Origin of the sequence: Bizionia sediminis, assembly GCF_042684585.1 — a bacterium.
GTDB classification, from domain to species: Bacteria; Bacteroidota; Bacteroidia; order Flavobacteriales; family Flavobacteriaceae; genus Algorimicrobium; species Algorimicrobium sediminis.
On record NZ_JBHULS010000002.1, the window covers coordinates 402,083 to 415,399 of the forward strand.

Genomic DNA, 13,317 nt, shown 5'->3' on the forward strand with positions numbered 1-13,317 from the left:
AATACTAAAACCAAAAATATATGTCTTGCCAAAAACTTATCTCGTTACTGCTGGCTCTGGTGGTGCTTTCAGCATGTAACACCCGTGAAACACAAACCGATAATTTATATAAATTTCGGGAATATATTAGTTTTACTAGCTCTGGATTGCAATCCGTTGCAGACCCTATTTACATTAATTTGGCCAAACCCATTAAAAATTGGGAAGTAGACACTGAAATAACAGAAAACATTCTAACTATTTCGCCTCACGTATCCGGAAAATTATTTTTAAGCAGCGCCCAAACGTTGCTTTTTAAGCCAGATGAATGGCTAGAACCCGACACAGAATACACGGTAAGTGTTAACCTTAAAGACATATATAAAACCATCCCTAACAACTTTAATAGCTATACGTTTCAGTTTAAAACCATTTCTCCTAATTTTAACATTAATACTACAAATTTACAATCGTATAGCAAAGAATGGCAATATCTTGAAGGGGTTTTACATGCTTCCGATGTTATCACACTTAAACAAGCTAAACAACTAGTAGCTGCTTCGCAAAACAAAAAAACCTTACAAGTTGTGTTTAATGAATACCATACAGAGGGCAAGATTTTCGACTTTAAAATTGATAGTATTCACAGAACAACCAAGGATTCGGAAATTGTGATAAATTGGGATGGTAAAGCCATCAATGCCAAGTATGCCGGCACAAGCTCCTTTAAAATTCCTGGTATTGAAAATTTTAGTATCGTAAGCGTGCAAGTTATGCAACAACCGGAGCAGCATGTTTCCATAAACTTTTCCGATCCTTTGAAAAAACAACAAAACTTTGATGGTTTGGTAACCATTGCCTCTAGCAATAACCCAAAATTTAGCGTAGATGGTCATGTTTTAAACGTGTATCCAGAAAGTAAATTGGTAGGCAACTTGGCTTTAAATGTTTTTGAAGGTATTACCAGCACAGACGGTTTTAAATTAAAGCAGGAGTTCTCTGAAACACTTGCCTTCGAAAATCTAAAACCTCAAGTACGCCTTATACGTAATGGAAATATATTGCCAAACTCCCAACAACTTAAATTTAACTTTGAAGCTGTAAACTTAAGCGCTGTGGATGTTCGCATTATTAAAATTTTTCAAAATAATGTTTTGCAGTTTTTACAAGACGCCGATTTAAACAGCACAAACAACTATGCCATTAGGCAAGTTGGCCGACGCATTGCCACAGAAACCATTGCGCTGCAATCTGCTGAACAAAATACAGGAAAATGGCGCGCTTACAGCATCGATTTGTCTCATTATTTTAAGGCAGATCCGGGGGCCATATACCGCGTGGAGTTAAGCTTTAACAAAAATTATGCTCTATACGATTGCACTGCAAGCCATACAAGCAGCAATACCACCGATGATTTTGAAGATTCTTATTACGAAAACCACTATTACGGCAATAACAATGATGACCTATACAGTGCCAACGAAACGATTCGCGAGGAAGCCTATTGGGATAATTTAATATACAGCTATAAGGATGATATTTATAACTGGAGCGAACGCGACAACCCTTGTCATAAAGCTTACTACAACGACAGCCGTGTGGTGTCGCAAAACTTAATTGCCTCCAATCTTGGGGTAATTGCAAAGCGCGGGGATAATAACTCGTATTACTTTGCTGTTACCAATATTTTAACAACCAATCCTGAACCCAATGCAGTCGTTACGCTTTACAATTACCAACAGCAGGAATTAACTACTTTAAAAACCGATTCCGAAGGCCTACTAACTATAGATGCAGACAAACACGCTGCCTTTGCTTTAGTAAAAAAAGACAATAGCACCACCTATTTAAAACTAGACGACGGCAACGCACTATCCTTGAGTAAGTTTGATGTATCCGGAAACAAAATGCAACGGGGCTTAAAAGGGTATTTATACGGTGAACGCGGCGTTTGGCGCCCAGGCGATACACTAAACTTAACTTTTATTTTAAACGATAAAGCCAATAAACTACCAAAAAATCATCCTGTAACACTAGAAATTACAGATCCTAACGGGAAACTTATTTACAACCACACAACCTCGCTACACAATCATAATTTTTACAGGTTTACTGTGCCAACGAATCCGGAGGACAAAACAGGTAATTACAATGCCAAAGTAGTTGTAGGTGGTGCTGTTTTTTATAAAACCTTAAAAATTGAAACCGTTAAACCAAATCGTTTAAAAATTAATGTGGCTTTTGAAAACGACATTTTAACCAACAACAAACCACTGGCAGGAACGCTAGACGTAAAATGGCTGCATGGCGCAGTTGGAAAAAACTTAAAAGCTGAAATTAAAGCCAAAATTAGCAGCTCCTATTCTGGATTTCAAAACTACAAAAACTACATATTTTCCGATCCTACCCGTACCTTTGAAACCGAAGAGTTAACCGTTTTTGAAGGAAGTGTGAATGCCGAAGGTATCGCAAAAATTAACAATCAATTGGAGGTTGGTAAAAATGCGCCCGGCATGTTAAACGTGCAATTTTTAGTCCGTGCTTTTGAAAATGGTGGCGATTTTTCCATGGATGCTTTCACGATGCCCTTTGCGCCTTACGAGTCCTTTGTAGGTTTACAATCGCCAGAACCCAAAGCTTATGGTTCCTTTTTTACAGACGAAAATCAAACCTTTGATGTAGTTGTTGTGGATAAAAATGGAAAACCTATTCAGCGCAATAATTTGGAGGTAAAAATTTATAAAATTGAATGGCGTTGGTGGTGGAATGCTGCCGAAGATAACCTATCTAGTTACGTATCCAGTAATTACCACAAACCGTATTTAGATACTACAGTAAACACCAATGCACAAGGTAAAGGCAGTTTTAATATAAATATTCCAGACGAAGAAGGTGGTCGTTATCTTATTCGTGTCATGGATCCCGAAAGTGGGCATGCTACAGGACGAACGGCTTACTTTTATAAAAACTGGTGGCAAAAGGCACCAACCAACGATAAAGAAGCAGCAAAAATGCTGGTATTTTCAGCAGATAAAGAAACCTATACTATTGGCGAAACGGCTATCATTACCTTTAATTCTGGTAGTGAAGGTCGTGCGTTGGTTAGTGTAGAAAATGGTACGGAAGTAATAGACACCAAATGGGTAACAACCCAACAAGGTGAAACCGAGGTTCGTATTCCCATCACACCCGAAATGGCACCAAACGTGTTTATTAATATTTCACTTTTACAGCCACATGCCATAACGGCAAACGATTTACCCATTCGGTTATTTGGCGTTATTCCACTTATGGTGGAAGACCCAAACACCAAATTGGAACCTCAACTTAAAATGCCAGACGAGTTACAGCCCGAACAGGAATTTACTGTAAAAGTTTCCGAAAAAAACAACAAGGCCATGACCTACACCATTGCTGTGGTAGAGGAAGGTTTGTTGGATTTAACCCGTTTTAAAACCCCAAATGCATGGAACGCATTTTATGCGCGTGAGGCTTTAGGTGTTAAAACCTGGGATGTGTTTGACGCCGTTATAGGTGCCTATACCGGAAGCATAGATCAAGTATTTGCCATTGGTGGCGATGCCAATGCGTTAGCTGGAAAAAACAAAAAAGCGAACCGGTTTAAACCTGTTGTACGGTATTTAGGACCGTTTCATTTGGAGGCTGGTAACAGCAAATCGCACAACATAAAACTCCCTAACTATATTGGTGCTGTCCGTACCATGGTGGTAGCTGGAAACGCCACAACCGAAGCTTATGGCAGTACAGACAAAACGGTTCAGGTTAAAAAACCTTTAATGGTTTTAGCCTCGCTACCACGAAAATTAAGCCCTGGCGAATTAGTAACGCTTCCCGTTACTGTTTTTGCCATGGATAAGAAAGTTAAAAATGCTTCCATAAGTCTTAAATTAAGTAACGGCATTTCGGTGATAGGTGAAAAAACGCAGCACATAACCTTCAACCAACCAGACGAGCAGATGCGCTATTTTCAACTAGATGTTAGTCAGGCTAAAGGTTTCAATACTATAGAGGTTATTGCCACCGGTAATGGCGAAAAATCTACTTACAAGGTTGAAATTGATGTGGTAAACCCAAACCCCATTACTTCCAAATCATTGGATATTACGGTTCAAGCAAACACTCAAGAAACACTTAATTTTTCAACTTTTGGTGAAGTAGGAACCAATAAAGCTGCGGTAGAATTTTCAACACTACCGCCTATGGATTTTACCAAGCGTTTACAATTTTTAATTCAGTATCCTCATGGTTGTTTGGAACAAACAACATCGGGTGTTTTTCCACAATTATTTTTAAATGATATTTTCGATTTAACTGTCGACAAAAAACAAGACATTCAAAAAAATATTGAAATTGGTATAAAACGTTTGGCACAATTTCAGTTACCAAATGGCGGGATGAGCTATTGGTTGGGCGAAAACACTCCCAACGATTGGTCTACTAGCTATGCTGGTCATTTTATGTTGGAGGCCGAAAAGAAAGGTTTTGTTTTACCACTAACCTTTAAAAGCAACTGGCTTGCCTACCAAAAACAAGCTGCTCGAAATTGGCTACCAAGCTTTCAAACGGCTAGTTCTGATTTGGCACAAGCATACCGCTTGTATACCCTGGCACTTGCAGGACAACCAGACTTGGCTGCTATGAACCGCTTACGGGAATTTTCCAATATTTCCAATGAAAGTAAATGGCGTCTGGCAGCTGCATATGCACTGGCCGGACAATTGGAGGCAAGCCAAGCCATAAGCCAAACGGCTACTACAAACTTCCAAAACACCAAACAGATGGCATACACCTTTGGTTCGGTAACTAGAAACCGCGCTATGGCATTGGAGACTATGGTATTAACCAAAAACCCACAACAACGCGAATTGGCAGAATATTTAGCAAAAAGTTTATCCAGCAATGCTTGGATGAGTACACAAACAACAGCTTATAGTCTGCTAGCAATGGCAAAAATGGTTGAAGCAAACGGCGGCAAGGACCTTAATTTGGAAGTTTCGTTTAACGGAAAATCTGAACAAATTAAAACGAACTTGGCTATTGCCCAACGCGATTTAAATATTAAAAATGGTACAAACCAGCTTACGGTAACAAACAAAAACGCGAATACCGTATATTTGCGCCTGCTTAATGCTGGTAAACTGCCATTAGGCGAAGAACTTGAGGAACAGCGTGGCTTGGACGTTTTAGTAAACTACAAAGATTTAGCAGGGAACAAGCTAGACATAGCAACCTTACAACAAGGCCAAGATTTTGTAGCAAGTGTAACCATTACCAATCTTAAAAACGATTCGGTAACTCATGTGGCACTAACACAGTTATTCCCGTCTGGCTGGGAAATAATTAACACCCGATTTACCGATTTTGGTACCGCTACCACAAGTCAGGCGCGCTATACCGATATTCGAGATAATGAGGTAAATTATTATTTCGATTTGGGACCAAACGGAAACCAAGGCCAAAAAACCTTTCACATTATGCTAAACGCCTCCTATTTAGGAACTTACTATTTACCAGGTATTCAAGCCGAAGCCATGTACGATTCTAGCTATTTCGTTCGAAATAAAGGCCAATGGATTACTGTTGGAAAATAAACAAAACTCATGGAACAGAAAAAACCTTATTACGCGGTTATTTTTACTTCTAAACAAACCAAAAATATAGCAGGCTATGCCGGAATGACAGAATTTATGGAGCGCCTAGCTAAAGAGCAACCAGGATTTTTGGGTATGGAATCGGCTAGAGATACCATAGGTATTACGGTAAGTAATTGGGAAAGTTTAGAGGCCATAAAAAACTGGAAACAACAAAGTCAGCATATACTTGCCCAACAAAAAGGTCGCGAAAACTGGTATAATTGGTACCATGTACGTATTTGTAAAGTAGCGCACGAATACGAATTCCACCGCGAATAAGTGGCTTATATGAAACAAATTGCCACATATATAAAAACGCATAAACTAAAAATGGGCGTGCTTGGCGTTTTATTAATAGCCTATTATGTCTGTTTACCCAAACACTTGTTTTCAGACCCTACAGCCACGGTAATTACAAGTAAAAACAACCAGCTTTTAGGTGCTAAAATTGCAGCTGATGGCCAGTGGCGTTTTCCGCAAAACGACTCGGTTCCTGAAAAATTTAAGGCCTGTATTTTGGCTTTTGAAGACGCTTACTTTTACAAACACCCAGGATTTAATCCGGTTTCCATTTTTAAAGCTTTTAAAGCCAATTTAAAGTCCAACGGTATTACACGAGGTGGAAGTACCATTACCCAGCAAGTTATTAGACTATCCAGAAAAGGCCAAGATAGGACCTATTTTGAAAAAGGCATTGAAATTATTTTAGCTACCCGTTTGGAACTTCGTGAAAGCAAAGATCAAATTTTAGCCTATTACGCTAGCAACGCACCTTTTGGTGGCAATGTGGTGGGACTTGATGCGGCCTCCTGGCGGTATTTTAATCGGGATGCAAAACAACTATCGTGGGCAGAACACGCCACTTTAGCCGTGTTACCCAATGCACCAAGTTTAATTTACCCCGGAAAAAATCAGGAACAACTGCGTAATAAACGCAATCGTTTACTTAAAAAATTACTAGACAATGCAACCATCGATTCTTTAACCTATGCATTAGCCATTGCCGAAGATGTGCCTCAAAAACCCTTTGCTCTGCCACAATCAGCGCCACATTTACTGCAAAAAATTGCCAAAACACACGCAGGCAAACGGGTACAAACAACTGTAAATGCACATTTACAGAAACGCGTTAATCAGCTGGTAAAAACACATTACAACCAATTAAAGCAAAACAATATACACAATGCAGCCGTACTAATTTTGGATGTAAAAACCAGAAATGTTTTGGCCTATGTTGGTAATACGCCTACCGATAAATGGCACCAAAAAGATGTAGATATTATTGATAAACCCCGCAGTACGGGCAGCATTTTAAAGCCCTTTTTACACGCAGCCATGCTAGATGCAGGTAGCATACTTCCCAATACCTTGGTGGCAGATGTACCCACCCAATACGGCAGCTACCAACCTGAAAACTACAACCAAAGTTATGATGGCGCTGTGCCTGCCAGCAGGGCTTTGTCGCGCTCGTTAAATGTGCCGTCTGTACGGATGCTACAAGAATTTGGTTTAGATAGATTTTATCAATATTTGAAAAAATTAGAACTCAAAGATCTTTCGGAAACAGCTAATTATTACGGATTATCGCTTATTTTAGGTGGGGCTGAAAGTAGTTTATGGGATTTGTGTAAAAGCTACGCATCGCTGTCGTCAACACTCAACCACTTTTCGGAAACATCCAGCGAATATTTTAGTAATGAATTTATAGAGCCTATTTTCATAAACTCCGAAACAGCAAACTTCGGACAAAAAACAACCGAAAAAACGCTTTTCGATGCCGCATCTATTTATTTAACTTACGACAGTTTAAAAACCGTAAACAGGCCAGAAGGCGATGATAATTGGGAGTTTTATGATGGTTCCAAACAAATAGCCTGGAAAACCGGCACCAGTTTTGGTTTTCGAGATGCTTGGGCAATTGGCAGCACAAAGGATTATGTTGTAGGCGTTTGGGTTGGGAATGCCGATGGCGAAGGCAGACCAGGATTGGTGGGCGTGCAAACTGCAGCTCCCATTTTATTTGATGTGTTTAAGCTGCTACCAAATAGCAATTGGTTTTCAAAACCTTTTGATGAGATGCAGCAGGTGGCTATTTGCAAACAAAGTGGCCATCGGGCTGCGCCAAATTGCCCTGATGTGCTAGCTGAATACATTCAAATTTCAGGTTTAAAAACCAAACCTTGTCCGTATCATGTGTTGGTTCATTTAAACAGCTCTGCACAATTTCAAGTCAATTCATCTTGCGAGCCTGTAGCAAACATTTTGCATAAACCCTGGTTTGTATTGCCGCCATTAATGGGCTATTACTACAAAACCAAAAATCCGTTTTACAAACCCTTACCACCTTTTAGAGCAGACTGCTTGGGCCAAAATGCTGTTTCCATGGAATTTATTTATCCTAATAACAACAACACCCTATTCCTACCAAAAGATTTTGGCGGAAAAACCAATGAACTGGTTTTAAAAATAGCACATTCCAAACCTGAAACCACCGTATTTTGGTATTTAAATGAACAGTTTTTAGGGAGTACACAAGATATTCATGAGTTTGGAATCCTTCCCAAAAAAGGAAAACATTTGCTAACGGTTGTGGACACCTATGGTAATGAGGCGAAGCGTTGGATTACTATTTCGGAATAAACCTGTTTTAAAATTAACCAAAAGCATCCCATTTACGACGATTGCCGTTATTATAACACAAACACCCTATTTGGTTACCAAGTAGTGTATGGCTGCTTACTTAGTTGCGAATTGTAGTACCTAACATCTCCGGTTACTTCTTTTCCGAGCCATTTGGGTTTTTCAAAGGTTTCATTTGGGTGCGAAAGTTCTACTTCAGCAACAATTAATCCGGCATTTTCACCAAAAAACTCATCTACTTCAAAAACATGGTTGCCAACAGCCACCCGGTGCCGTATTTTATCAATTACGCCAACCTCGCATAAGGCTAGTAACGCTTCGGCATCTGATTTAGAAATTTCTTTTTCCCACTCAAAACGCGATAAGCCGTTATCTGAAGAAGCGCCCTTAACGGTTATAAAGCCGTTAGTATCTTGTAACCGGATGCGCACAGTACGCGCTTTATCGGTGTTTAAAAAACCTTGTTTTATGCGTGTTTTACTGGTTGCATCGGTTTTAAATTGCTGCGAATGGACTAAAAATTTACGTTCTATTTCAATCATAATTTACCTAGTTGCTTAAAGCGAAAACCCATTTACTGGTTAACAATGTGTTTAATATCATCGGAAACAATCCTGTTGGCGGGATACTGGTTATTATCTAGAATTACCATACAAGCAGCTATCGTTTCGGGCTTTATACTCTTGTATTTAGCCAAGGCGCCAATTAAAAACGGATTTAAAAACCGCATCACTATTTTACCGAAATCTTCACCCAAACGTTTTTCCTTGCGTTTGCCGCAAATTAAAGAAGGTTGCAGTATATAGGTGTGCGTAATTTGCTCCGCCAAAACAGCAGCTTCCATCCTGCCTTTGGTTCGGCTATAAAACACCTTGCTATGAATATCTGCGCCTAAAGCCGAAATAACAATAAAAGTTTTAATGCCATTTTCTTTAGCAATTTCGGCAGCGGCAACTGGAATACCATAATCTATTTTTAAATAGGTTTCCTTATTGGGTGTTTTCGCTTTAGTGGTACCTATGCAACAAAATACAACATGGGCTGTAAACTGTTCGCGATGCGTTTTTAAATTGAATAAATCTACCAAATGTTCTTCAATTTTTGGGTTGGATATGCCGCAGGAACGTCTGGAAAACAACTTAATTTTACTGTACCTGGAATCGGCTAAAAGTTGCTGTAACAGCAACCCTCCCGTTAAGCCAGTTGCCCCCAAAATAATAGCCGTTTTGCCCATAATAATCTGTTTATATGCTAAAGATATTATAAATTTACAGTATGCCAGACACTTTTCCTATTAGAAAAATTATTCATGTGGATATGGATGCGTTTTATGCCTCTGTTGAGCAGTTGGACAATCCGGAATTACGAGGAAAACCAATTGCTGTAGGTGGAGGTGGCAACCGCGGTGTGGTGAGTGCTGCTAGTTACGAAGCCCGAAAGTTTGGTGTTAAAAGTGCTATGAGCGGCATGCTAGCACAGCGGTTGTGTCCAGACTTACTATTTGTTCCTACCCGTTTTGATAGGTACCGCGAAATATCGAAACAAGTGCGAGCTATTTTTTATGAGTATACCAATTTGGTGGAACCACTTTCTCTGGATGAAGCCTACCTAGACGTTACTGAAAACAAAAAAGGTAATCCCAGTGCTAGCCTAATAGCCCAAGAAATACGCAGTCGCATACACAAGGAAATAGGGATTACTGCTTCTGCAGGAATTTCCATTAATAAATTTATTGCCAAAGTTGCCAGCGATTACAACAAACCCAACGGACAAAAAACCGTAAACCCCGAAGACGTTTTACCATTTTTAGAAGCCTTAGATATCCGTAAATTTTATGGCGTTGGGAAAGTAACGGCCGAGAAAATGTACCAATTGGGTATTTTTACTGGAGCCGATTTAAAGTCGAAAACCATTGACTATCTAGACACCCATTTTGGTAAATCTGGACGTTTTTATTACCATGTGGTTCGTGGTATTCACACCAGCGAAGTAAAACCCAATCGCATTCGGAAATCCTTGGCTGCAGAACGGACGTTTAGCGAAAACTTATCGTCTGAAATATTTATGCTCGAAAAATTAGAACATATTGCCAATGAAGTGTCCAACCGCTTAAAAAAAAGCAATATTGCTGGAAAAACAGTAACACTTAAAATAAAATACAGCGATTTTACAATGCAAACACGAAGTAAAACGCTGCCTTATTTTATAAGCGATGCCCAAGTAATTTTAGAAACAGCAAAAGACTTGTTATATCAAGAAAGCATGCAAAACTCGGTGCGGTTATTAGGAATTTCGTTAGCCAACCTAAACACCCATAAAAAAGCCAAAAAACCGGAAGAAAACAAAACCGTTAGTGTGCAATTAAAGTTTGCCTTTTAGAAAAAAGTAATTGGGCACCGTGTAAATTCCCATTTCTTTCCCAAGTTTAATTGTATTTTTATAGCATGAAAATTTTAATTATCGAAGACGAAAAAGCACTGCGCGAAACCCTGGTAAGTTCTTTACAAAAAGAGCAGTATGTGGTGGAGGTAGCAGATACCATATTAGTAGCCGAAGAAAAAATTGCGCTTTACGATTACGATTGCATTTTGCTGGATATTATGTTGCCAGATGGCAGTGGTTTGGATTTACTGGAAAAATTAAAACAACTAGGAAAATCGGAAAATGTAATTATTATATCTGCTAAAAATGCTTTGGACGATAAATTAAAAGGTTTGGAATTAGGTGCCGACGATTATTTAACCAAACCCTTTCATATTGCGGAACTAAACGCCCGTATAAAAGCCGTGCTGCGCCGTAAAAATTTAGATGGAAAAAACAGTATTGATATAGGAAATGTTGTTTTCGATATAACCGAACGTACTTTAACTGTTGCTAGCCAAAACATTCATTTAAACCGAAAAGAGTTCGATATTTTAAACTATTTTTTGCTTAATAAAAACCGGTTAATAACCAAAACAGCCTTGGCGGAATATGTATGGGGCGATCAGGTAGACCAAGCAGATAATTTCGATTTTATTTACTATCAAATTAAAAACTTGCGCAAAAAACTACAGGATGCACAAGCAGATATTGCTATAGAATCCGTGTATGGTGTAGGCTATAAATTGGTGGCATTATGAAACTCTTAAACCAATCGCTTATTTACATGGCCGTTACCTTTTTTATAATAATTGGGGTGTGGTCTGTTATTTTTTATTTTAACTTAAAAGATGAAATTCGCGATAGTATTGACGACGGTTTAGACAATAACAAATTACTAATTATTCAGAAAGTAAAAACCGACTCTACCTTATTACTTCAACGAGAGTTTGGTGGCAATAATTTTGAAATCCATCCCCTTTCTAAAGAGAAAGCATTGACCATAACCGATGTATTCCGAGACACCTTAATGTACCGGCAAAATGAAGACGATTTGGAGCCGGTGCGTATTTTACATTCAGCATTTCAGCACAATAATCAGTATTACCGCCTAAAAGTTATTTCGTCTTTAGTGGAAGAAGACGATTTAATTGAAGATTCTTTTTGGAGTGTGGTTACGCTATTTTTAATTCTAGTAAGCAGTATTATCCTTATAAACAATGTTATTTTAAAACGTGTTTGGAATCCGTTTTACGACATACTAAACCGGCTAAAAGCTTACCGTTTGGACAAAAACAGTGGCGCTTTAAATGTCCGCACAAACACTAAAGAGTTTACGGAGCTTCAAAACGCATCCAACGCTTTAATTGCACACGCCAAGGAGGCTTATTTATCGCAAAAGCAGTTTACCGAAAATGCATCGCACGAGCTCCAAACCCCATTAGCTATTATTAGGAATAAGTTAGAATTACTTTTAGAATCGGAAAACTTAAACCAAACCGATGCCCAAAGTATCGCGGAAGTAATACAAATGGCCGAGCGCTTAACGCTTTTAAACAAATCATTATTACTACTCGCTAAAATTGACAACAAACAGTTTCCAAATGAAACAGATGTAGCACTGGAACCGGTTAGCAATACGATTTTAGAAAATTTTCAGGATTTTGCCGATTTTAAAGCCATTCAAATAACGAAACATATTAGTAGTAACGTTACCGTTTTTATGGATCCAGCACTAGCAGACATTTTAATTTCAAACTTAATAAAAAATGCTATTTTCCACAATAAAACAGGTGGCACTGTGCACCTAGAACTTACCGCTACCTATTTTCGTATTTGTAATTCGGGTTCCCAATTAGGTTTAGATGCCCAAAGCATTTTTAATAGATTTGAAAAAGATGCCTCCAAAACAAAAAGTACCGGATTAGGGCTTGCTATATGCAAGGCTATTTGCCAACTGTACAATTTTGATATGCGCTACACGTTTGAAAATAATTTGCATTGTTTTTTAGTAACATTTAAAAAATAACCACCTCTAAAACGCTTTTTACAAATAACAGTTGTTGTTTTTTTAACACCTCAACATGTTTAAAAACAACTAATTAGCACACCCAAAAGCCGTTTAGCATTTTTTAAAAAAAATTAAGCCACTGGTTAAAAATTCCAATTTCTTTCCAGATTTGGCAGCTACATTTGTACTATAAATAAAACATAAGATATGAAAACATTACAACTAATAATGCTTTGTTTAGCCATAACCGGATCGGCAATAGCGCAAGACCTAAATCCAGATCAAGTGCCATCGGTAATACTAAATAGTTTTAAGAAAGATTTTCCGAAAGCTAGCGATATAGAATGGGAACGCCAAGGCAACCAATATCAAGTAGAATTTGAGATAGGATTTTTTTCTGATTTCGAAGCTTGGTACGACACTTCCGGCAAACAAATACGCTATGCCGAAGATTTATGGAAACGCGATTTACCAGACGCTGTAAAGGCCACCATAAAACGCGACTATCCTGGCTTTCATATTGACGATGCCAAGAAATTTGTAGAAAACGATACGGTAAGTTATTGGCTAGAGATAGAAAAAGGACGCCAGGAACACAAGCTGTTATTAAACACGGATGGAAAGTTAATTTCCACACCTAAAAAGTAAGAAACCCACAACAAATATTTAATA

Annotated in this window: 9 protein-coding genes; 7 read left to right on the forward strand and 2 right to left on the reverse strand. The window is 38.5% G+C overall.

The window, feature by feature from the left end:
* Window positions 1-20: 20 nt before the first annotated feature.
* Genes ACFSQP_RS06205 through pbpC form a run of 3 tightly spaced genes read left to right on the forward strand, consistent with a single transcriptional unit; the run spans window position 21 to window position 8,273 of the window.
* Window positions 21-5,591 carry an alpha-2-macroglobulin family protein gene (locus ACFSQP_RS06205; protein ID WP_376892544.1) on the forward strand — a complete coding sequence of 1,857 codons (5,571 nt, stop codon included), beginning with the start codon at window positions 21-23 and terminating at the stop codon, window positions 5,589-5,591.
* Window positions 5,592-5,600: 9 nt separating this feature from the next.
* Window positions 5,601-5,912: an antibiotic biosynthesis monooxygenase family protein gene (locus ACFSQP_RS06210; RefSeq protein ID WP_376892545.1), complete on the forward strand. Its 312-nt coding sequence runs from the start codon at window positions 5,601-5,603 to the stop codon at window positions 5,910-5,912.
* A 9-nt stretch (window positions 5,913-5,921) separates the two neighbouring features.
* Window positions 5,922-8,273 carry a penicillin-binding protein 1C gene (gene pbpC, locus ACFSQP_RS06215; RefSeq protein WP_376892546.1) on the forward strand — a complete coding sequence of 784 codons (2,352 nt, stop codon included), beginning with the start codon at window positions 5,922-5,924 and terminating at the stop codon, window positions 8,271-8,273.
* Window positions 8,274-8,347: 74 nt separating this feature from the next.
* Here pbpC and ACFSQP_RS06220 read toward each other — a convergent pair whose 3' ends face one another.
* Window positions 8,348-8,815, reverse strand: coding sequence for a CYTH domain-containing protein (locus tag ACFSQP_RS06220; protein ID WP_376892547.1), 468 nt, complete (start codon window positions 8,813-8,815; stop codon window positions 8,348-8,350).
* A gap of 32 nt (window positions 8,816-8,847) precedes the next feature.
* A complete protein-coding gene (locus ACFSQP_RS06225) occupies window positions 8,848-9,507 on the reverse strand; it encodes an NAD(P)H-binding protein (protein WP_376892548.1) in 660 nt (219 codons plus the stop codon).
* Between the two features lie 41 nt (window positions 9,508-9,548).
* On the opposite strand from ACFSQP_RS06225, the gene dinB reads away from it, so the two are divergent.
* The 4 genes from dinB (at window position 9,549) to ACFSQP_RS06245 (ending at window position 13,293) form a co-directional block, all read left to right on the forward strand.
* Complete coding sequence (dinB, locus tag ACFSQP_RS06230; RefSeq protein ID WP_376892549.1) at window positions 9,549-10,652, forward strand: DNA polymerase IV; 1,104 nt, start codon at window positions 9,549-9,551, stop codon at window positions 10,650-10,652.
* 65 nt (window positions 10,653-10,717) lie between these two features.
* On the forward strand, window positions 10,718-11,395 hold the full coding sequence (locus ACFSQP_RS06235; protein ID WP_376892550.1) for a response regulator transcription factor: 678 nt from the start codon (window positions 10,718-10,720) through the stop codon (window positions 11,393-11,395).
* On the forward strand, window positions 11,392-12,663 hold the full coding sequence (gene porY / locus ACFSQP_RS06240) for a PorY family sensor histidine kinase (RefSeq protein WP_376892551.1): 1,272 nt from the start codon (window positions 11,392-11,394) through the stop codon (window positions 12,661-12,663). Before ACFSQP_RS06235 ends, porY begins: the two co-directional genes overlap by 4 nt.
* A 189-nt stretch (window positions 12,664-12,852) precedes the next feature.
* A complete protein-coding gene (locus ACFSQP_RS06245) occupies window positions 12,853-13,293 on the forward strand; it encodes a PepSY-like domain-containing protein (protein WP_376892552.1) in 441 nt (146 codons plus the stop codon).
* Window positions 13,294-13,317 lie beyond the last annotated feature (24 nt).